The organism is Pseudomonas sp. PNPG3 (assembly GCF_023093815.1).
In the GTDB taxonomy this organism is placed as follows: Bacteria; Pseudomonadota; Gammaproteobacteria; order Pseudomonadales; family Pseudomonadaceae; genus Aquipseudomonas; species Aquipseudomonas asiatica.
In genome coordinates this window covers 1-21,029 of the sequence record NZ_JALLKV010000024.1, presented here as the reverse complement: position 1 = coordinate 21,029, position 21,029 = coordinate 1, and the positions used below count along the sequence as shown (strand labels likewise).

Sequence of the window (21,029 nt, the reverse complement as noted above, 5' to 3'; positions counted from 1 at the left end):
TGTGGGAGCGGCCTTGTGTCGCGAAAGGGCTGCGCAGCAGCCCCAGCGATCTATGACTCAGCGCTGCTCGATCGGCACGAACTGGCGCTGCTCGACGCCGACATACTCGGCGCTCGGGCGGATGATGCGGTTGTTGGCGCGCTGTTCGAAGACGTGCGCCGCCCAGCCGGTCAGGCGCGAGCAGACGAAGATCGGGGTGAACAGCTTGGTCGGGATGCCCATGAAGTGGTACGCCGAGGCGTGGTAGAAGTCGGCGTTGGGGAACAGGCGCTTCTGCTCCCACATGGTCTTGTCGATGGCTTCGGAGACCGGGTACAGCACCTTGTCACCGACTTCGTCGGCGAGCTGTTTCGACCAGCCCTTGATCACCTCGTTGCGCGGGTCGGACTCTTTGTAGATGGCATGGCCAAAGCCCATGATCTTGTCCTTGCGCTCGAGCATGCGCAGCAGCTCGGCAGTGGCTTCCTGCGGGCTCTGGAAGCGCTCGATCAATTCCATCGCCGCCTCGTTGGCACCGCCGTGCAGCGGGCCGCGCAGCGAGCCGATGGCAGCGGTGACGCAGGAGTACAGGTCGGACAGGGTCGAGGCACAAACGCGAGCGGTGAAGGTCGAGGCGTTGAACTCGTGCTCGGCGTAGAGGATCAGCGACACGTTCATGACCTTGACGTGCAGCTCGCTCGGCTTCTTGCCGTGCAGCAGGTGCAGGAAGTGGCCACCGAGGGTGTCTTCGTCGCTAGTGCAGTCGATACGCACGCCATCGTGGGTGAAGCGATACCAGTAGCACATCACCGCCGGGAACAGTGCCAGCAGGCGGTCGGTCTTGTCACGCTGGGCCTCGAAGGTCAGTTCGGGCTCCAGGGTACCCAGCACCGAGCAACCTGTGCGCATCACGTCCATCGGGTGGGCGTCACGGGGGATACGCTCGAGCACTTCCTTCAGGGCTTGCGGCAGGTCGCGCAGGCCCTTGAGCTTGCGCTTGTAGTCGGCCAGTTCGGCTTTGCTCGGCAGCTCGCCGTACAGCAGCAGGTAGGCGACTTCCTCGAATTCGGCACCGGCTGCCAGGTCACGCACATCGTAACCGCGGTAGGTCAGCCCGGCACCGGCCTGGCCCACGGTCGACAGCGCGGTCTGGCCGGCCACCTGGCCGCGCAGGCCTGCGCCACTGAGTACTTTTGCTTCGGCCATGGTGTTTCTCCTTTCTTGAACTTGTTATGGAAATCTAGCTGGCTAGTCAGTTTTGCCTGTGCCGGCCTCTTCGCGGGCAAGCCCGCTCCTACAGGGACGGTGTGGCACTCTATGCCTGTGGGGTCCCTGTGGGAGCGGGTGCCCCCGCGAAGAGGCCAGCCGCTCTAACGCAAATCTTTGACCTTCAGCCCTTCTTCTGGGCAAACAGCGCATCGAGGCTCTGCTCGAAGGCGTGGTAACCAATGGCATCGTAGAGCTCCATGCGGGTCTGCATGGTGTCGATCACGTTCTTCTGCGTGCCGTCGCGGCGCAGCGCGGTGTACACGTTCTCGGCTGCCTTGTTCATGGCGCGGAACGCCGACAGCGGGTACAGCACCAGCGACACGTCGACCGAGGCCAGCTCCTCGGTGGTGTACAGCGGCGTGGCGCCAAACTCGGTGATATTGGCCAGGATCGGTGCCTTCACCCGGTCGGCGAAGGTCTTGTACATCTGCAGTTCGGTGATGGCTTCCGGGAAGATCATGTCGGCACCGGCCTCGACGCAGGCGGCGGCGCGGTCCAGGGCGGCGTTCAGGCCCTCGACGGCCAGGGCATCGGTACGCGCCATGATCACGAAGCTGTCATCGGTACGGGCATCGACTGCGGCCTTGATGCGGTCGACCATTTCCTGCTGGCTGACGATTTCCTTGTTCGGGCGGTGGCCGCAGCGCTTGGCGCCAACCTGGTCCTCGATATGGATGGCGGCAGCGCCGAACTTGCTCATCGAGCGCACGGTACGGGCGACGTTGAAGGCAGAGGCACCGAAACCGGTGTCGACATCCACCAGCAGCGGCAGGTCGCACACGTCGGTGATGCGGCGCACATCGGTGAGTACATCGTCCAGGCCGCTGATGCCCAGGTCCGGCAGGCCCAGCGAACCGGCGGCGACGCCGCCACCGGACAGGTAGATGGCCTTGAAGCCGGCGCGTTTGGCCAGCAGGGCATGGTTGGCGTTGATGGCGCCAACCACCTGCAGCGGATGTTCAGCGGCAACGGCGTCGCGGAAACGCTGACCGGGGGTGCTCTTCACAGTCATTTCTCACCTCGTGGGCTGTTGTTGTGGGCGTCCAGATAGTGACGCTCGATATTGCGCTTGGACGCGCCGATGTGGCGGCGCATCAGGAGTTCGGCCAGCTCGCCGTCACGGTCGGCGATGGCATCGAGAATGCGGTGGTGTTCGGCAAAGGCCTGGCGCGGCCGGTTGGGCGTGGCGGAGAACTGGATGCGGTACATGCGCACCAGCTGGTACAGCTCGCCGCAGAGCATCTTGACCAGGGTCTGGTTACCGCTGCCCTGGATGATCCGGTAATGAAAGTCGTAGTCGCCTTCCTGCTGGTAATAGCCCAGGCCGGCCTGGAACGCGGCATCGCGCTCGTGGGTGTCGAGCACCCGGCGCAGTTCGTCGATGTCGGCCTGGCTCATGCGTTCGGCGGCCAGGCGGCAAGCCATGCCTTCCAGCGATTCGCGAATTTCGTACAGCTCGATCAGTTCGGCATGATTGAGCGACACCACCCGCGCCCCCACATGCGGCACGCGCACCAGCAGGCGCTGGCCTTCGAGGCGGTGGATGGCCTCGCGCAGCGGCCCGCGGCTGATGCCATAGGTACGCGCCAGCTCCGGCTCGGAAATCTTGCTGCCGGGGGCGATATCGCCCTTGACGATGGCCGCCTGGATGCGCCGGAAGACGTTTTCGGACAAGGTTTCCGTTTCGTCTGTCAGCACCGGGCTGGGGGTGGATAGGTCCTGCATATTGTCGACACCTTGAAAATCTCTTTGCCAGAAATTAGCGAATTAGACCGAAGCAGTCAAAGACAAAATCAATATTGTCGACAATCGTCTAAGAACGAACTAATGCCAGCCCGGTGCTGTCAGATCGCGCACCGCTGGCGTCAAGGCGCCGGCGTGATAGAATGCCGCGCCTCCGATGGAGTATGGATAGCCTGTCTGTCATCCATTCATGCTGTTGACAGATTAACGAGGAAGCTTGCGCAGTCGCTGCCAGTCGCCTTGCCCTGAACACGGCTCTGAACATGGCTTTGAAAACAGCCCCGAACCTTGCACTGCACCGCGCCAGGAATATGAGACTTACACCCGCATCATTGCTGCTCTGCCTCACCCTGCTGCCGGCCCTTGGCCAGGCCGCAGGCAAGACCGTGTACGGTCTCAACGAATATGCACGCCTGGGCGACCTGGACCTGGAAGTGGCCGCCAAGCTCGACACCGGCGCCAAGACCGCGTCGCTCAGCGCCCGCGATATCAAGCGCTTCAAGCGCAACGGCGAAAGCTGGGTGCGCTTCTACCTGGCCATCGACGCCGCCCATTCGCACCCCATCGAACGCCCGCTGGCACGCGTAAGCAAGATCAAGCGCCGGGCCGGCGACTATGATGCCGAATCGGGCAAGGCCTACACCGCGCGCCCGGTCATCGAACTTGAAATCTGCATGGGCCAGGCCATGCGCACCATCGAAGTCAACCTCACCGACCGCAGCGCCTTCCAGTTCCCGCTGCTGATCGGCTCCGAGGCGCTCAAGCACTTCGACGCGCTGGTCGACCCAAGCCTTAAATACGCGGCCGGCAAACCTGCCTGTGCCACCGACGCTCCCAAAGCAGAGTAATCCCGATGCGCTCTCTTACCCTCCATCTGAAAGTCCTGATCACCGTGCTGGTGCTGTTGGGCGTGGCGGTCACGGCTTATCAGATCTTCGTACTCGGCATCCCGGTAACCGAGGATGAAACCGACGACCTGTGGAATATCGACGCCAAGGTCGAGTTCGTGGCCAGCACCAAGGACCCGGTCAAGGTGCAGATGTTCGTGCCACCGCTGAACCGCGACTACGTCAGCCTCAACGAGAGCTTCATCTCCAACAACTATGGGGTGAGCGTCAACCGTGCCGACGGCAACCGCAAGGTCACCTGGTCGGCCCGCCGCGCCAGCGGCAACCAGACCCTTTACTACCGCCTGGTGCTGACCAAGCGCTACAGCAACGAGAAGACCACGATCAAAGGCCCGACCTTCCGTGACAGCCTGGCAGTGGAAGGCCCCGAGAAGATCGCCGCCGAGGCCCTGATGGCGCCGATCCGCCAGCACTCGGCCGACGTCGAGACCTTCGTCAGCGAGACCATCAAGCGGGTCAACAACCTCAACGACGACAACGTCAAGCTGCTGCTGGCCGGCGACACCTCGGCCATGAAGAAGGCCCAGGTCATCGACCTGCTGCTGTCGATCGCCCACGTACCGATGGAGAAGGTGCACACCATTCGCCTGGTGGCCGACACCCCGCAAACCCCGGAGCTGTGGCTGCGCAGCTTCAATGGCACCGACTGGCTGTACTTCAACCCCGACACCGGCGAGCAGGGCCTGCCCAGCGATCGCCTGCTGTGGTGGACCGGTGACGACAACCTGATCACCGTCGATGGCGGCAAGAAGGCCAACGTTACCTTCAGCATGAACAACAGCGAGATGAACGCCATCCGCCTGGCCAAGCTGACCGACGAGAATACCGACGCCGATTTCCTCGAATATTCGCTGTACGGCCTGCCGCTGCAGACCCAGCAAACCTTCATGATCATGGTGATGATCCCGATCGGTGTGCTGGTGATCCTGGTGCTGCGCAACCTGGTCGGCCTGCAGACCCTGGGTACCTTCACCCCGGTACTGATCGCCCTGGCCTTCCGCGAGACCCAGCTGGGCTTCGGTATCGTGCTGTTCACGGTAATCACCGCCCTGGGCCTGTCGCTGCGCTCGTACCTGGAACACCTGAAGCTGCAGATGCTGCCACGCCTGTCTGTGGTCCTGACCTTCGTCGTGGTACTGATTGCCGCCATCAGCCTGTTCAGCCACAAGCTGGGCCTGGAGCGCGGGCTGTCGGTAGCGCTGTTCCCGATGGTGATCCTGACCATGACCATCGAGCGCCTGTCGATCACCTGGGAAGAGCGTGGCGGCGGTCATGCCATGAAAGTGGCCATCGGCACCCTGTTCGCCGCTTCCCTGGCGCACCTGTTGATGATGGTGCCGGAGCTGGTGTACTTCGTGTTCACCTTCCCGGCCGTGCTGTTGATCCTGGTGGGCTTCATGCTGGCAATGGGTCGCTACCGCGGCTACCGCCTGACCGAGCTCGTGCGCTTCAAGGCATTCCTGAAGAAGGCTGACGCCTGATGTTTGGCCTGATCAAGACGTGGAAAGCCCTGGAGGCCCGGGGCATCATGGGTATCAACCGGCGCAACGCGGACTACGTGCTGAAGTACAACAAGCGCCACCTGTACCCGATCGTCGACGACAAGATCATCACCAAGGAGCGCGCCCTGGCGGCCGGCATCCATGTGCCGGAAATGTACGGCATCATCGAGACCGAGAAAGAGATCGAGAAGCTCGACCAGATCATCGGCGGGCGCAACGATTTCGTCATCAAGCCGGCGCAGGGCGCTGGCGGTGACGGCATCCTGGTGATCGCCGACCGCTTCGAGGACCGCTACCGCACGGTGTCCGGCAAGATCATCAGCCACGAGGAAATCGAACACCAGATCTCGAGCATCCTCACCGGCCTGTACTCGCTGGGCGGGCACCGCGACCGTGCGCTGATCGAGTACCGGGTCACCCCCGACCAGATCTTCAAGAGCATCAGCTACGAGGGCGTGCCGGACATCCGCATCATCGTGCTGATGGGCTACCCGGTGATGGCCATGCTGCGCCTGCCGACCCGCCAGTCCGGCGGCAAGGCCAACCTGCACCAGGGCGCCATCGGCGTGGGTGTCGACCTGGCTACCGGCGTGACCTTGCGCGGCACCTGGCTGAACAACATCATCAGCAAGCACCCGGACACCACCAACGCGGTGGATGGCGTGCAACTGCCGAACTGGGACGGCTTCATGAAGCTGGCCGCCGGCTGCTACGAGCTGTGCGGCCTGGGCTACATCGGTGTCGACATGGTGCTGGACCAGGACAAGGGGCCGCTGATTCTCGAGCTCAACGCTCGCCCCGGCCTGAACATCCAGATCGCCAACGACTGCGGCCTGACCCAGCGCACCCACGCCATCGAGGCGCACTTGGAAGCGCTGGCCAAGGATGGCATCAGCGAAGATGCCGAACAGCGCGTGCGGGTATCGCAAGGTTTGTTCGGGCACGTGCATCCGCGCTGAAATCGCCGGGGCTGCTGCGCAGCCCATCGCGACACAAGGCCGCTCCGATCTCCTTTAGGAGCGGCCTTGTGTCGCGATAGGGCCCCAAGGGCGAAACCCAGTGCTTGAATGTCGCCACAAAGCTAGGCGCATTTCCTGCACAGGTCTACAATCGCCCTCCTCGCTTTTACATCGCCGTCCACACTGATGCCGACCTGTACGCTCCACCCCCTGCCCTACCAGCCCGACCCTGCCGCCTATTTCGCCCGCCTGCGCCAGGCCCCCGGTGCCATCCTGCTGGATAGCGCCCGACCCGGCGCCGAACGCGGGCGCTTCGACCTGCTCAGCGCCTGGCCGCTGCAACACCTGCAAGCGCAGCCCGACGAAGATGGCCGCACCTTCCTCCAGCGCCTGCGCGCCGGCCTGGCACGACTGGGCCATGCGCAGTTGCCCGCAGGCAGCGAGCAGCTGCCGTTTGCTGGCGGCCTGATCGGCTACCTGAGCTATGACTTCGGCCGCCGCCTGGAACACCTGCCCAGCCTGGCCGTGGACGACCTTGGCCTGCCAGACGCGCAACTGGGCCTATATGCCTGGGCGCTGGTGACCGACCACCAGTGCGCGACCAGCCAACTGGTGTTCCACCCGAGCCTGCCGGGCAGCGAACGGGAACGCCTGATCGCCCTGTTCGAAGGTGTCGACAACGCGCAAAGCGGCAGCTTCCAGCTACTCGCGCCGATGGCCGGCGACCTGCAGCCCGATCAGTACAAGGCCGCCTTTGACCAGGTGCAGCGCTACATCCAGGCCGGCGACTGCTACCAGATCAACCTTACCCAGCGCTTCCGCGCGCCCTGCCAGGGCGACCCGTGGCACGCTTACCAGGCCCTGCGCAAAGCCTGCCCCACCCCCTTCTCCGGCTACCAGCAACTGGCCGACGGCAGCGCCCTGCTGAGCTTTTCGCCCGAACGCTTCATCCGCGTCAGCCAGCGCCAGGTGGAAACCCGGCCGATCAAGGGCACCCGCCCGCGCGCCAGCAACCCGGCAGAAGACATGCGCAATGCCGAGGAGCTGCTGCACAGCCCCAAGGATCGCTCGGAAAACCTGATGATCGTCGACCTGCTGCGCAACGACCTGGGGCGTACCTGCGAGATCGGCTCGGTGAAGGTACCGGAGCTGTTCAGCCTGGAGAGCTACCCCAACGTGCACCATCTGGTCAGCAGCATCACCGGCCAGTTGGCCAGCGACAAGGACGCCCTGGACCTGATTGGCGACAGCTTCCCCGGCGGCTCGATCACCGGCGCGCCGAAGATCCGCGCCATGCAGATCATCGACGAACTGGAGCCGGCACGCCGGGCGCTGTACTGCGGCTCACTGCTCTACGTGGATGTGCGCGGCGAGATGGACAGCTCGATTGCCATTCGCAGCCTGCTGGTCAAGGGCGGACAAGTCAGTTGCTGGGGCGGCGGCGCGGTGGTGGCCGACTCCGAGTGGCAGGCCGAATATGAAGAGTCGATTGCCAAGGTGCGGGTGTTGATGGAGACCTTGCAGGGCTTGTGATCGGCGGCGCCTGCTTCGGGGGCTCGCCCGCTCCCACAACTGGCAGATGTGCGCTGTACCTGTGGGAGCAGGCGCCACCGACTGCAAGCCCGCCTAACCCGGCATTTTTTGTTACCATCACCTCACTACGAGCGCACAGCGCCACAGCCAAGATGGAAACCGCCTGATGAGCCAACCCTTCGACGTCGCCGCCCTGGCCGCGACCTATGCCAACAAGTCCCCGCAGGACATCCTCAAGCTTGCCTTCGAGCACTTCGGTGATGACCTGTGGATCTCCTTCAGCGGCGCCGAGGACGTGGTGCTGGTGGACATGGCCTGGAAGCTGAACAAGCAGGTCAAGGTGTTCAGCCTCGATACCGGCCGCCTGCACCCGGAGACTTACCGGTTCATCGATCAGGTCCGCGAGCAGTACAACCTGCCGATCGAAATCCTCAGCCCCGACCGCGCCAAGCTCGACCCGTTCGTCAAGGAAAAGGGCCTGTTCAGCTTCTACAAGGACGGCCACGGCGAGTGCTGCGGTATCCGCAAGATCGAGCCGCTGCGCCGCAAGCTGGCCACCGTGAGCGCCTGGGCCACCGGCCAGCGCCGCGACCAGAGCCCGGGTACCCGCAGCCAGGTGGCGGCAGTGGAAATCGACAGCGCCTTCTCCACGCCCGAACGCACCCTGTACAAGTTCAACCCACTTGCGCAGATGACCAGCGAGGAGGTGTGGGGTTATATCCGCATGCTGGAGCTGCCGTACAACAGCCTGCACGAGCGCGGCTTCATCAGCATCGGCTGCGAGCCCTGCACCCGCCCGGTACTGCCAAACCAGCATGAGCGCGAAGGGCGCTGGTGGTGGGAAGAGTCGACGCAGAAGGAATGCGGGTTGCACGCGGGCAACCTGATCAGCAAGGCATAAACAGCTGGGCCGTTGTGGGAGCGGGTTCATCGAGGCGTCGAACCGCCGCGAACACCGGCGAAGCCGGTGCCATACACCGCGTCGCCTTCTTCGCGGGTAAACCCGCTCCCACAGGGGCCGTGAGGCCCCTGCAATTCCGGATCAGTGCACCGGCAGCTCGACGCCTTCGAACAGGTCTTCCAGCTCCTGCTTGTTGTGGCACTGGATGGCCTTGGCCATCACTTCACGGGTCAGGTGCGGGGCGAACTTCTCGATGAAGTCGCACATGAAACCACGCAGGAAAGTGCCGCGGCGGAAGCCGATCTTGGTAATGCTGGCTTCGAACAGCTCGCTGGCATCCAGGGCCACCAGGTCGCTGTCGAGTTTGGTGTCCACCGCCATCTTGGCGACGATCCCCACGCCCAGCCCCAGGCGCACATAGGTTTTGATCACGTCGGCGTCAGCCGCGGTAAACACCACTTTCGGCGTGAGGCCGCGGTGGTTGAACGCTTCGTCCAGCTTCGAACGCCCGGTGAAACCGAACACGTAGGTAACGATCGGGTATTCGGCGACCGCTTCCAGGGTAAGCTTTGGCAGCTTGGTCAACGGATGGCCCTGCGGCACTACCACGCAGCGATTCCACTTGTAGCACGGCATCATGATCAGGTCGCCGAACAGCTCCAGCGCCTCGGTGGCGATGGCAAAGTCGACCGTACCGTCCGCGGCCATTTCGGCAATCTGCATGGGCGAACCCTGGTGCATGTGCAAGGACACTTCCGGGTACTGCTTGATGAAGTTGCTGATCACCGGCGGCAAGGCATAACGCGCCTGGGTGTGGGTGGTGGCGATGGACAGCGTGCCTTTCTTCTCGTTGGAGAACTCCTGGGCAATCTGCTTGATGCTTTCGACCTTGCGCAGGATTTCGCCGGCGGTATTGATGATGCGCTCACCCGCCGGGGTAACGCGGGTCAGGTGCTTGCCGCTGCGGGCAAAGACTTCAACACCCAGCTCATCCTCGAGCAGGCGGATCTGCTTGCTGATACCTGGCTGGGAGGTATACAGGCTCTGCGCCGTCGCGGAGACGTTGAGGTCATGATGCGCCACTTCCCAGATGTAGCGCAGTTGTTGAAGCTTCATAGGTTTCCCTCGGTTCAGCGATGAGTCCGCGGCAGCAGGCGGCGACGATATATAACTATATTAGTGGTTCTGGAAATAAATCTAGAACTATTTTGTTACATACCACCCCGAAATGGCCTACGGCCATCTTCATGCTTTCCTACGCCCCAAATGCTGCGCCAGCGGCACCATGTATACCGGTACCGGCGACAGCTGCAGCAGCCGTACCGCCGTGCGCCCCAATGGCACATCCACGCCGGCGCCGGTACTGTGGCTACCGAAAATCAGCAGATCGACGCTCAGCCGCTGTGCCTGGTCGAGGATCACCTGCGCTGGGTCGCCCTGACGTACCCGCACTGCCTTGATCACTGCCAGGTCAGCCTCCTCGCCAAGTTCGTCGCGAAAGTTTTCCAGCACACGCTGCTCGATATTGGCCATCACCGTATTCACCCCCTGGCTGTGCAACTGGTCGAGCGTCTGTTCATCGAGGTAGCTCTGCAGGAGAGATTCAGCGAACTGGCCCATGGGCTCCACCGCATGGATCACATACAACTCGGCGCCAAATGTGCGCGCCAGCGCCAGCGCGTGTTGCATGACAAAAGGGGCGTAGACACCGAGGTCGGTGGCATACAGCATGGAGTGGATCATTCGACCTCCTCGACTGCCGCTGCGGCAGAGCAAGCTTCAGCTTAGCAGCGCGCCGGACGCACGCTTTGCCGTCCGGCGCGCTGCCAATGCGGGCTGGAGCGCCCCGACGGGGCCAGAGCCACCCTCAGCGGGGCTGTTCGCCCCGGTCTATGAAAGCCAGCGCCTGATACAGCATCTCCATGCGCGGCAAGTGGCAGCCTGCCGCACGCGCCTGTGCCAACGGCTCGGCATAGATGGCCTGCAGCTCCAGCGGGCGCTTGTGGACATGGTCGTGGTACATGCTGGGCCAGTAGTCGGGCATGCGCTCGGTCACCTGGAACAGGTGCTCGGCATATCCCTCGGGCAACACATGGCCACATGCCGCCGCGCCTTGTACTACCTCCGCCATCAAGGCCTGGATCAGGGCACGGCCATTACTGTCGGCCATCAACGGCGTGGTGCTGGCACCGAGCAGCACCGACAGGCCGTTATAGGGCACGTTCCATACCAGCTTCTGCCAGCGTGCCTGGGCCAGGTCGGGCATGGCCTGCGAGTCGATGCCCGCAGCCCGGAACAGCTCAGCCCCCTCATTGACCAGCGCGGCACCGCCATCGTTGGCCGGCCCGCTGTGGTAGCCAAGGTTGACCGCGCCCAGGGCCTGGTGGCGGATCACGCCGGGTGCCTGGCGGTTGACGCAGATGAAACACAGGCCGCCGAGCAGGTGCATGTCGCTGCGCAAGGCCGGACGCAACTGCTCCTCCACGCCCAGACCGTTCTGCAACAGCACCACCTTGGCGCCCGGTGCAGCCGCCTGCACGATCAGCGGCGCCAACTGGTCATTGCTGGTGGCCTTGGTCCCCACCAGCAGCCAGTCGCAGGGCGGCATGTCGGTGGCACTGGCATAGGCCTGCACCTTCATCTGCAAGTTGCCATGCACGGCACTGTCCAGGGCCAGCCCCTGCTCGCGGACAACCTCGTACTCGCTGCGCAAAAGAAAATGCACATCGAAGCCGGCCCGGGCCAGCATCAACCCATAGAAGCCGCCGATGGCGCCACTGCCGATGATGCCGATACGTGGTGTGTGCGGATGCATGCCGATCTCCTGGTAAAAGTCAGCCCTCTTTTTACACAGGTTGCGCGGCGCTGGGCAGCCCATGCTCGGCAAACACCTGCCATCTCGGAAAAACCCCACACGGACTGGGCCCAGCCCATTGTCGCGCCACCTGTAACGCGCTAAGGTTCGGCTCCCCGCTGCGATTATTCTTGCTGCTGGGCCGCACGGGGATAGTTGGCGGCCGGCACCCGTGACCTGACGAGTAACACGATGGCTGATTTACCGATCGATGACTTGAACGTTGCCTCCAACGAGACCCTGATCACACCCGATCAGCTCAAGAAGGAAATCCCCCTCAGCGCCAAGGCCCTGCAGACCGTGACTGCCGGCCGTGAAGTGGTGCGCAATATTCTCGACGGCAAGGACCATCGCCTGTTCGTCGTGGTCGGCCCTTGCTCGATCCACGACATCAAGGCCGCCCACGAGTACGCCGAGCGCCTGAAAGTGCTGGCCGAGGAAGTGTCCGACACGCTGTACCTGGTCATGCGCGTGTATTTCGAAAAACCGCGTACCACCGTCGGCTGGAAAGGCCTGATCAACGACCCATACCTGGATGACTCGTTCAAGATCCAGGATGGCCTGCACATCGGCCGCAAGCTGCTGCTGGACCTGGCCGAAATGGGCCTGCCGACCGCCACCGAAGCGCTCGATCCTATTTCTCCGCAGTACCTGCAGGACCTGATCAGCTGGTCGGCCATCGGCGCCCGTACCACCGAATCGCAGACCCACCGCGAGATGGCTTCGGGCCTCTCCTCGGCAGTCGGTTTCAAGAACGGCACAGACGGCGGCCTGACCGTTGCCATCAACGCCCTGCAGTCGGTATCCAAGCCACACCGCTTCCTCGGCATCAACCAGGAAGGCGGCGTGTCGATCGTCACCACCAAGGGCAACCCGTACGGCCACGTGGTACTGCGCGGCGGCAACGGCAAGCCGAACTACGACTCGGTCAGCGTCGCCCTCTGCGAACAGGACCTGGCCAAGGCCAAGATCAAGGCCAATATCATGGTCGACTGCAGCCACGCCAACTCCAACAAGGACCCGGCCCTGCAACCACTGGTGATGGAGAACGTCGCCAACCAGATCCTCGAAGGTAACCAGTCGATCATCGGCCTGATGGTCGAGAGCCACCTGAACTGGGGCTGCCAGTCGATTCCGAAGAACCTGGACGAGCTGCAGTATGGCGTGTCGATTACCGATGCCTGCATCGACTGGTCGGCTACCGAGAAGACCCTGCGCAGCATGCGTGCCAAGCTTAAGGATGTGCTGCCGCAGCGTAAGCGCGGCTGATGCAATAAAAGAGCGGGGCCGCTTCGCGCCCCATTCGCGGCACAAGGCCGCTCCTACAGGGTTATGCGATTTCCTGTAGGAGCGGCCTTGTGCCGCGAATGGGGCGCGAAGCGGCCCCGCTTTTTTTACAGAATCAGACCTTGCTCGAATGCCGCTGCTGGCGCTCCATGTAGCGTTCCACGTACGAGCAGGACGGAATCACCGTGTAGCCCATCTGCTCAGCATACTCCAGGGCCCGCTCGGTCAGGGCGGCAGCAATCCCGCGGCCGCGCAGGGCGTTGGGTACGAAGGTGCGATAGATGTCCAGCGTCTGTTTGCCCAGATCCATGTACGTCAGATAGGCACGATGACCGTCCACGCTGGTCTCGAACTGATGACCGGCCTGGTCATGATGGATGGTCAGCGCTTCGCTCATCACTACTCCTCGCAGGTCTTCTCGGCAGACCCATACCTTAACCGATGGTGGTTTATCCGGCACAGAATCCTCTACGCCACCTGTTGCCCACTTCGACCACTGGACGATTGCAATCGTTCGGATCTTCTGGCACTCACAAGATAGTAGGCGTCGCAGGCGGGATTGCTCAAGGTGGTGGCGGTTAAAAATGGCGAAAATGCGGCCAAATGCCATTCTTGACGGCGCGCCCTGCTGCAACCGGATGTACTAGGGCTTAAGACGCTGGCAGACAGTTAGAGTCACCCTTAGTTCAACAAAAAAGTTCCTGTACCACAGTCGCTTGCGAAGCCTGCACGTTTTTTTCACGGGCGTGTCGCAAATCTTGTCGGAAAGGCGTCAAGCAACATTTTTTTTGCAGTTCTTGCGCTTAGTCAGTTTACTTACTACAAGTAATGGGTACTATGTACGCCGGCCACTTTCTCTTTTCCGAGAGATGGCTATTTAATAGAAAGTCCTTGAAGGGGAACACGATGAACAACGTTCTGAAATTCTCTGCTCTGGCTCTGGCCGCAGTTCTGGCTACCGGTTGCAGCAGCGTATCCAAAGAAACCGAAGCTCGTCTGACTGCGACTGAAGACGCAGCAGCTCGCGCTCAAGCTCGTGCTGACGAAGCCTACCGTAAGGCTGACGACGCACTGGCAGCCGCTCAGAAGGCTCAGCAGACCGCTGACGAAGCCAACGAGCGCGCTCTGCGTATGCTGGACAAAGCCAGCCGCAAGTAATAATCCTCACGGATTGTTATGAAGCCGACCCACTTGTGGGTCGGCTTTTTTATTGCCTGCGCACAAGGCAAACGCGCCAGGCAGAAACGAAAAGGCCTGCACTAAGGCAGGCCCGGGTGTGTCGCAATTACCTTACTGCAGTTCGGGCGGAATGCTCGAAACCATCGGCGCACCACCCTGGTTTTCGGTCGGTACGGCAATTTCCACCGGCATGCCATCTTCCGCGGCCACCACATCACGCACCATGTCCCAGTTCATGCGTAGGTTATTGGCCAGATCTTCTCGCTTGAGCAAGGCATTGATAACAGCAGTGTGTTTATCGACCACCGACGGATTACCCTGGTCGTCCAGCGGCGTGTGCGCCTCCAGATAGACCTTGCCACCACTGATACCGAACTTGTAGGGCTCGTTGATGATGCGCACCGGCGTACCCACCGGCACCATCTTCGACAGTTCCAGCACGTTGTTGTTGAGCATGCGGAAGCAACCGTGGCTGGTACGCATGCCAATGCCGAACTTCTTGTTCGAACCGTGGATCAGGTAGCCCGGCACGCCGAGGGTGAACTTGAACGGCCCCAGCGGGTTGTCCGGGCCGGCCGGCACCACGCTCGGCAGGATGTCGCCGTCAGCCGCGTGCTCGGCACGGATGGACGCTGGCGGGGTCCAGGTCGGGTTTGGCGTCTTGGCGGTGATCTTGGTATTGGCGATCGGCGAACCCCAGCCTTCACGACCGATGCCCAGCGGGAATGTATGCACCACGTTCTGCCCTTTCGGGAAGTAGTACATACGGTATTCGGCCAGGTTGATGACGATGCCCTCACGCGGGCCAGGCGGCAGGATGTAGCGGGTCGGCAGGATGATCTCGGTGCCGGCACCTGGCAGCCATGGGTCCACGCCCGGGTTGGCGGCGATCATTTCCAGATAGCCGAGGTCGTTGGCAGTGCCGATATCGGCAAACGTGTCCTCGTACTTTGCCTTGATCACATGCACCTGGCCGATGATGTCTTCACCGGGTGGTGGCAGGGGCAGCTCCAGCGCAGCAGCGGGGCCTGCTACCAGCAGGGCGGCCAGGGACAGGCTACGGGTGACGGCAGGAAAGCGCGGCAACATCCGGTAAATCCTTCGAAAGGTGGGTCAAGAGAATCGATTGTACACCCGCGCCGATGCAAGCGGGAGGCATTGGCGCCATGCAAGCGTTTCAGATGATGAAAGGTGCGGCGTTCAGCCGCCCTGCAGCTCCGGCCACACCGGGCGCATGCCGCGCCGCTGGGCATCGAGGATGGCGCGGCACAGGTCGCACAGGCGACCGTCGCGGTAGATCGAGCGCGGCACCCCCGACCAGCGCGGTTGCGCCGGCAGCAGGCCACCGCACAAGGTGCGGTCGGCCGGTACGCCCAGCTCCAGCTGGCGGGCCACGAGGTGGACGCGGATTTCCTGGCAGGCGAACAGGTCGAGCTGCTCATCAGGCTCGATCAGTTGGTAGGCATACAGGGACCAGGCAGGGCGCGGCATCGGTGGCACTCGAAACGGGGGGCGCAACATTAGCCGAAAGCCGGCGCCGTTTAAAGCGTCACAGCAAGGGTTTTATCGCCGGCCAGGCATTTTCCAGCAGGCGCTGCTGGGCAGCCTGGGCCGGGTGAATGCCATCCGCCTGCATCAACTCAGGCACGCCCCCTACCCCCTCGAGGAAAAACGGCACCAGCGGGACCTGTTTTTCTGCCGCCAGCTGTTCATACACCTGGGCGAAGGCGGTGGTGTAGCGCACGCCATAATTGGGTGGCAGGCGCATGCCCAGCAGCACCACCTTGGCACCGGCATTGCGCGAGCTCTCGATCATCGAGGCAAGATTTTGTTGCAATTGCGCTGGCGGCTGCCCACGCAGGCCATCATTGCCGCCCAGTTCCAGTACCACCAGGCTCGGCTTGTGCGCTGCAAGCAGCGCCGGCAGCCGCGCCTGGCCACCTGCACTGGTGTCGCCGCTGATCGATGCATTGACCACCTTGTCGTCGAAACCTTCGTCCCGCAGGCGGGTCTGCAACAGGGAAACCCAGCCCTGGCGGGTATCCAGGCCAAAACCGGCGCTGATACTATCGCCGACAACCAGCAGTGTTCCCGCCGCCGCGCTCTGGGCCAGGCAATACAGGGCCAGACCGGCACTCAACCACCACACTCGCATCGGATTCTCCATGGGCCCCAGCATTCTCGTTGCGCAGAACCTTAGCAAAGTGGTCCCCAGCGCGGAAGGTGACCTGACCATCCTGCACGCCCTGTCCCTCGACCTGGCCCAAGGCGACAGCCTGGCAATCGTCGGCGCCTCGGGTTCGGGCAAGTCGACCCTGCTTGGCCTGCTCGCCGGCCTCGACCAGCCCAGTGCCGGCAAGGTCATCCTTGCTGGCCACGACCTGGGGCCGCTGGATGAAGACCAGCGCGCGCGGGTGCGCGCCGAACATGTGGGTTTCGTGTTCCAGTCGTTCCAGTTGCTCGACAGCCTCAATGCCCTGGAGAACGTCATGCTGCCGCTGGAGCTGGATGGCCGCCGCGATGCCCGCGAACACGCGCGCACCCTGCTCGAACGGGTCGGTCTGGGCAAGCGCCTGAGCCACACTCCGCGCCAGCTTTCGGGCGGCGAACAACAACGGGTGGCCATCGCCCGCGCCTTCGCCGCGCAACCGGCAGTGCTGTTTGCCGACGAACCCACCGGCAATCTCGACAGCCACACCGGCGAGCGCATCAGCGACTTGCTGTTCGAACTGAACAAGGAGCGCGGCACCACCCTGGTGCTGGTTACCCATGACGAACGCCTGGCCCGGCGCTGCCGCCGCCAGATTCGCCTGGATGCGGGCCGCCTGGTGGCCCCGGCGGAGGCCTGATGACCCACATGCCGCTGTCCCGCCTGTGCGGCCTGGCCCTGCGCCAGCTGCTGCGCGACATTCGCGCAAGCGAAGTGCGCGTGCTGTTCTTCGCCCTGCTGGTGGCGGTCGCGGCCAGCACTGCCATCGGCTATTTCGGTGCCCGCCTCAACGGCGCCATGCAACTGCGCGCCAGCGAGTTCCTTGGTGCCGACCTGGTGCTGCAGGGCAGCGCCCCGGCCCGCGACCAGCAGATCGAGGCCGGCAAGGCACTGGGCCTGCGCCACGCCCAGGTCGTCGAGTTCACCAGCGTGGTCGGCGGCGACAACGGCATCCAGCTGTCCAGCGTCAAGGCTGCCGACGGTGCCTACCCATTGCGCGGGCAAGTGCGCAGTGCTGCGCAGCCCTATGCCACAGAAACCCCGGGCGGCGGCCCGGCACCTGGCGAAGCATGGGTCGAACCACGCCTTTTGGCGGCATTGGGGCTGAAGGTTGGCGACAGCATCGACGTGGGCATGAAGACGCTGCGCATGAGCCGCGTACTGACCTACGAACCGGACCGCGCCAACAACTTCTACAGCCTTACCCCACGGGTAATGATGAACCTGGCCGACCTGCAAGCCACCGGCGTGATCCAGCCGGGCAGCCGGGTCACCTACCGCGACCTGTGGCGCGGCGATGCCGAAGCGCTGGCCCAGTACCGCGGGGCACTGAAAAAGGACCTGGCCGCCAACCAGCGCCTGCGCGACACCCGCGATGGCAACCAGCAGGTCGGCGGCGCGCTGGGCAAGGCCGAGCGCTACCTGAACATGGCCAGCCTGGTGGCGGTGCTGCTGGCAGGCGTTGCCGTGGCCCTGTCGGCCAACCGCTATGCCGCACGCCGCCTGGACGCCAGCGCCCTGCTGCGCTGCCTGGGCCTTTCGCGCCGCCAGGCACTGGGCCTGTACTGCCTGCAGTTGGCCATGCTCGGCCTGGTCGCCGCGCTGGCCGGCGCCCTGCTCGGCTGGCTGGCGCAACTGGGCCTGTTCCGCCTGCTGCATGGCCTGTTGCCAAGCGTGGTGCCTGCAGGCGGCATCGTCCCAGCCCTGGCCGGCATCGCTACCGGGCTGGTAGCCCTGGCCGGTTTCGCCCTGCCGCCAATTGCCGCGCTGGGCCAGGTACCGCCGCTTCGCGTGCTGCGCCGCGACCTGCTGCCGATACCGCCCAGCAGCTGGCTGGTGTACGGTGCGGCCCTGTTCGCCCTGGGCCTGATCATGTGGCGCCTGAGCCTCGACCTGCTGCTCACCTTCGCCCTGCTCGGTGGCGGCCTGGTCGCCGCGCTGCTGCTCGGCGGCCTGCTGCTGCTCGGTTTGCGCAGCCTGCGCCAATTGCTGGCCGGGGCACCACTGACCTGGCGACTGGGGCTGGGCCAACTGCTGCGCCACCCCATGGCCGCTGCCGGCCAGGCCCTGGCCTTCGGCCTGATCCTGCTGGCCATGGCCCTGGTCGCGCTGCTGCGCGCGGAACTGCTCGACACCTGGCAAGCGCAGTTGCCCAAGGATGCACCCAACCATTTCGCCCTGAACATCCTGCCGGATGATCGTGAGCCCTTCGCCCAACACCTGCAGCAGGTCAATGCCACCTCGGCGCCGCTGTACCCGGTGACACCCGGCCGCCTGGTAAAAATCAACGAGCAACCGGTGCAGCAGGTGGTCAGCAAGGACTCGGCAGGTGAGCGCGCCGTTCAGCGCGACCTCAGCCTGACGTGGGCGGCCGAGCTGCCCGAAGGCAACGCACTGACAGGCGGCAACTGGTGGCAGGCGTTGCCCGCCGAAGATGAAATCCCCGGTGTGTCGGTGGAGGCGGAACTGGCCAACAGCCTGAAGCTGCAACTGGGTGACCTGCTAACCTTCGACATCGGCGGCCAGCAACGCCAGGCACGGGTCAGCAGCCTGCGCAGCGTGCACTGGGACAGCTTCCAGCCGAACTTCTACATGATCTTCCAACCCGGCACGCTGCAGGGGCTTCCGACCACCTACCTGACCAGCTTCTATCTGGCACCGGGCCATGACCTGGATGTGGTGGCGCTGTCACGGGCATTCCCGGCAGTGACCATCCTGCAGGTGGACGCCTTGCTCGATCAGCTGCGCAGCATCCTCGCCCAGGTGACCCTGGCGGTCGAGTATGTGTTGCTGTTCGTGCTGGCAGCTGGGTTGGCGGTGCTGTTCGCTGGCTTGCAGGCGACGCTGGACGAGCGTATCCGCCAGGGCGCCTTGCTGCGTGCGCTGGGCGCGGCGCGGCCATTGCTGGTCAAGGCGCGGCGGATCGAGTTCGGCTTGCTGGGTGCGGCCAGCGGCTTGCTGGCGGCGGTCGGGTGTGAGCTGATTACCTTGGTGCTGTACCGCTATGCCTTCGACCTGCAATGGAGCCCGCATGTGTGGTTGCTGCTGTTGCCGCTGGCAGGGGCGCTGCTGGTAGGTGGTGCAGGGGTGCTGGGGACGCGGCGGGCGTTGAATGCCAGCCCGCTGGCGGTTTTACGCGAGAGTTGATGACAGCCTGTGCCGGCCTCTTCGCGGGTAAACCCGCTCCCACAGGTCCGACACAACGGTCAAATGCTGTGGTAACCCTGTGGGAGCGGGCAAGCCCGCGAAGAGGCCGGCACAGTCAAAATCGACTCATTGCCCGTAGCTGATGCTGTTTACATACCAGGTCGCTTCACCGGTAGGCGTGTGCACCACCACCTCATCACCCTCCTCCTTCTTCAGCAAGGCGCGAGCCATGGGCGAGTCGATCGAGATGTAGTCATTGCGCCCATAGATCTCGTCATACCCGACAATGCGAAACTTCATGGTCTCGCCCTCGTCGTTCTCAATCTCCACCCAGGCACCGAAAAACACCTTGCCCTCCTGCTGCGGCGAGTAGGCCACCACCTTCACATCTTCAAGACGCTTGCGCAGATAACGCACCCGACGGTCGATCTCGCGCAGCAGCTTCTTGTTGTACTGGTATTAGTTCCCCTACCAACAAGGTACTGAAATCCCGCCAACCCGCTACCCCCCGCTCCCCACCCCGCCCCTCACCAGTAAAAAGGAATGCCGCGGTGCGCCTCCTTTATAAGAGGACGTGAACCGATGCTCCTGCCCACTAAGCCACCAACCGCGAACCGCCCCCCCCTGACAACCCATAGCCTGCACGAACCAACAGAGAAGCGTCATTTAATTGACGAAATCATAAGCTGGCCTTTGGTTGGGCAATCAGAGGGCCGATAGACAGGAGCGAGCAAGAAAGAAGCAACGGAGTCGATAACTACGGAAGGAAACTGCCTGCCAATGGCGAGAGGGGGGGGAGCGGGAGACAGGTAAGCGGAGAGCCAGCAAGAAATGCAAAGAGACAGAAGTGCTGGAGCCAAGGGCGTGACCAAGGCAGAAAGCCATTCACACCAAGCGGGCTGATACCCAACCCCCAGAAACCAAGCGGTAACACAAAAAGCACCTTGCCCACGAGAAATGGGAGGTGCTAACATCAAAAAATATACAACTTTCATAAAGTATACTGAGTGTACCGAAGATGTCAACACGGCGCATCAAATTAAATTCCACGCATCTGGGCCAGGCTGCACCACACGCTGGCACACGATTGAGTGCCAAGCCCAACCGACCCGAGGCACTTCCACAATCCTCAGGTTTCGCCAGCGCCTACTGCCCGAACACAGAGCACCAGAACACATCCACCCGCTGCATTCCTGCCGATCCAGCGCCAGCCGCAGCCGATCTGCGGTGCGGATCCGGAGCCGGCTGTCAACCCGTCACAAGGCCAGACAAACGATGAGTGTTGCGTTTATTAAGGTCATGTACCGCAGCAAGACCACCGGACACATCGGACAGACCATCCAGGGAATCCTCACGAAGCACGGCGTCCTAGTCTCCCTCCTTCAGTACCACGTTGAGCGCGACGGTAGCACCTCGGCTCAAGCCGAAATCAACCGCGCGGTGAAATTACTGCTGGAGTTCACCGAACACACTGACATCCCATTCCACTCTGCAGTAGATCTGTTAAGGATGGTCTGAAATAGCCCTGTATTTCTGACTGACTTCAGCCTACGCTGATT

The 21,029-nt window shown here is 63.1% G+C and carries 20 protein-coding genes and 1 pseudogene; 10 read left to right on the top strand and 11 right to left on the bottom strand.

Going from position 1 to position 21,029, the window contains the following annotated elements:
* Positions 1 to 57: 57 nt before the first annotated feature.
* From prpC to MJ643_RS16870, 3 genes are all read right to left on the bottom strand, one after another.
* Positions 58 to 1,185, bottom strand: coding sequence for a 2-methylcitrate synthase (prpC, locus tag MJ643_RS16880; RefSeq protein ID WP_013971911.1), 1,128 nt, complete (start codon positions 1,183 to 1,185; stop codon positions 58 to 60).
* 184 nt (positions 1,186 to 1,369) lie between these two features.
* The gene (gene prpB, locus MJ643_RS16875; RefSeq protein ID WP_003259689.1) at positions 1,370 to 2,260 is read right to left on the bottom strand and encodes a methylisocitrate lyase; all 891 of its coding nucleotides are present in this window, start codon (positions 2,258 to 2,260) and stop codon (positions 1,370 to 1,372) included.
* Positions 2,257 to 2,973: a GntR family transcriptional regulator gene (locus MJ643_RS16870; protein WP_013971909.1), complete on the bottom strand. Its 717-nt coding sequence runs from the start codon at positions 2,971 to 2,973 to the stop codon at positions 2,257 to 2,259. Before MJ643_RS16870 ends, prpB begins: the two co-directional genes overlap by 4 nt.
* A 329-nt stretch (positions 2,974 to 3,302) precedes the next feature.
* Here MJ643_RS16870 and MJ643_RS16865 point away from each other — a divergent pair, with 329 nt between their 5' ends.
* The 5 genes from MJ643_RS16865 (at position 3,303) to MJ643_RS16845 (ending at position 8,794) form a co-directional block, all read left to right on the top strand.
* Positions 3,303 to 3,839, top strand: coding sequence for an ATP-dependent zinc protease (locus MJ643_RS16865; RefSeq protein ID WP_023662146.1), 537 nt, complete (start codon positions 3,303 to 3,305; stop codon positions 3,837 to 3,839).
* A 5-nt stretch (positions 3,840 to 3,844) separates the two neighbouring features.
* Positions 3,845 to 5,380 (top strand): inactive transglutaminase family protein, encoded by a 1,536-nt coding sequence (locus tag MJ643_RS16860; protein ID WP_038409225.1) that lies wholly within the window; start codon positions 3,845 to 3,847, stop codon positions 5,378 to 5,380.
* Entirely contained in the window at positions 5,380 to 6,360 is a 981-nt protein-coding gene (locus MJ643_RS16855) for an alpha-L-glutamate ligase-like protein (RefSeq protein WP_013971907.1), read from the top strand. Before MJ643_RS16860 ends, MJ643_RS16855 begins: the two co-directional genes overlap by 1 nt.
* 186 nt (positions 6,361 to 6,546) lie before the next feature.
* Positions 6,547 to 7,893 (top strand): aminodeoxychorismate synthase component I, encoded by a 1,347-nt coding sequence (pabB, locus tag MJ643_RS16850; protein WP_013971906.1) that lies wholly within the window; start codon positions 6,547 to 6,549, stop codon positions 7,891 to 7,893.
* Between the two features lie 166 nt (positions 7,894 to 8,059).
* A complete protein-coding gene (locus MJ643_RS16845) occupies positions 8,060 to 8,794 on the top strand; it encodes a phosphoadenylyl-sulfate reductase (RefSeq protein WP_015269712.1) in 735 nt (244 codons plus the stop codon).
* A 141-nt stretch (positions 8,795 to 8,935) separates the two neighbouring features.
* Here the strand turns inward: MJ643_RS16845 and cysB are convergent, their stop codons facing one another.
* From cysB to MJ643_RS16830, 3 genes are all read right to left on the bottom strand, one after another.
* Positions 8,936 to 9,910, bottom strand: a complete 975-nt coding sequence (gene cysB, locus MJ643_RS16840) for an HTH-type transcriptional regulator CysB (RefSeq protein ID WP_013971904.1) — start codon at positions 9,908 to 9,910, stop codon at positions 8,936 to 8,938.
* A 129-nt stretch (positions 9,911 to 10,039) separates the two neighbouring features.
* Positions 10,040 to 10,537 (bottom strand): universal stress protein, encoded by a 498-nt coding sequence (locus tag MJ643_RS16835; RefSeq protein WP_013971903.1) that lies wholly within the window; start codon positions 10,535 to 10,537, stop codon positions 10,040 to 10,042.
* A gap of 124 nt (positions 10,538 to 10,661) precedes the next feature.
* Positions 10,662 to 11,609: a putative 2-dehydropantoate 2-reductase gene (locus tag MJ643_RS16830; protein WP_013971902.1), complete on the bottom strand. Its 948-nt coding sequence runs from the start codon at positions 11,607 to 11,609 to the stop codon at positions 10,662 to 10,664.
* Between the two features lie 231 nt (positions 11,610 to 11,840).
* Between MJ643_RS16830 and MJ643_RS16825 the strand changes: the two genes are divergently transcribed.
* Positions 11,841 to 12,917 (top strand): 3-deoxy-7-phosphoheptulonate synthase, encoded by a 1,077-nt coding sequence (locus MJ643_RS16825; protein ID WP_013971901.1) that lies wholly within the window; start codon positions 11,841 to 11,843, stop codon positions 12,915 to 12,917.
* Between the two features lie 133 nt (positions 12,918 to 13,050).
* Here the strand turns inward: MJ643_RS16825 and MJ643_RS16820 are convergent, their stop codons facing one another.
* Entirely contained in the window at positions 13,051 to 13,332 is a 282-nt protein-coding gene (locus tag MJ643_RS16820; RefSeq protein ID WP_003259781.1) for a GNAT family N-acetyltransferase, read from the bottom strand.
* Positions 13,333 to 13,841: 509 nt separating this feature from the next.
* Here MJ643_RS16820 and oprI point away from each other — a divergent pair.
* On the top strand, positions 13,842 to 14,093 hold the full coding sequence (gene oprI / locus MJ643_RS16815) for an outer membrane lipoprotei OprI (protein WP_003259780.1): 252 nt from the start codon (positions 13,842 to 13,844) through the stop codon (positions 14,091 to 14,093).
* A gap of 132 nt (positions 14,094 to 14,225) precedes the next feature.
* Here the strand turns inward: oprI and MJ643_RS16810 are convergent, their stop codons facing one another.
* The 3 genes from MJ643_RS16810 to MJ643_RS16800 all read right to left on the bottom strand — a co-directional run bounded on the left by MJ643_RS16810 (position 14,226) and on the right by MJ643_RS16800 (position 16,269).
* Positions 14,226 to 15,203, bottom strand: coding sequence for a L,D-transpeptidase family protein (locus MJ643_RS16810; RefSeq protein WP_003259779.1), 978 nt, complete (start codon positions 15,201 to 15,203; stop codon positions 14,226 to 14,228).
* A 111-nt stretch (positions 15,204 to 15,314) separates the two neighbouring features.
* Entirely contained in the window at positions 15,315 to 15,605 is a 291-nt protein-coding gene (locus tag MJ643_RS16805; protein WP_013971899.1) for a hypothetical protein, read from the bottom strand.
* A 58-nt stretch (positions 15,606 to 15,663) separates the two neighbouring features.
* On the bottom strand, positions 15,664 to 16,269 hold the full coding sequence (locus tag MJ643_RS16800) for an arylesterase (RefSeq protein WP_023663107.1): 606 nt from the start codon (positions 16,267 to 16,269) through the stop codon (positions 15,664 to 15,666).
* Positions 16,270 to 16,279: 10 nt separating this feature from the next.
* On the opposite strand from MJ643_RS16800, the gene MJ643_RS16795 reads away from it, so the two are divergent.
* Both MJ643_RS16795 and MJ643_RS16790 read left to right on the top strand, forming a co-directional pair.
* Entirely contained in the window at positions 16,280 to 16,963 is a 684-nt protein-coding gene (locus tag MJ643_RS16795) for an ABC transporter ATP-binding protein (RefSeq protein WP_003259775.1), read from the top strand.
* Positions 16,963 to 19,470, top strand: a complete 2,508-nt coding sequence (locus MJ643_RS16790) for an FtsX-like permease family protein (protein ID WP_038409221.1) — start codon at positions 16,963 to 16,965, stop codon at positions 19,468 to 19,470. Before MJ643_RS16795 ends, MJ643_RS16790 begins: the two co-directional genes overlap by 1 nt.
* A 126-nt stretch (positions 19,471 to 19,596) precedes the next feature.
* Here MJ643_RS16790 and greB read toward each other — a convergent pair.
* Positions 19,597 to 19,929 (bottom strand): annotated as a pseudogene (gene greB / locus MJ643_RS16785) (transcription elongation factor GreB); the annotation flags it as partial.
* 816 nt (positions 19,930 to 20,745) lie between these two features.
* On the opposite strand from greB, the gene MJ643_RS16780 reads away from it, so the two are divergent.
* Positions 20,746 to 20,988 (top strand): hypothetical protein, encoded by a 243-nt coding sequence (locus MJ643_RS16780; protein ID WP_247726966.1) that lies wholly within the window; start codon positions 20,746 to 20,748, stop codon positions 20,986 to 20,988.
* Positions 20,989 to 21,029: the final 41 nt, after the last annotated feature.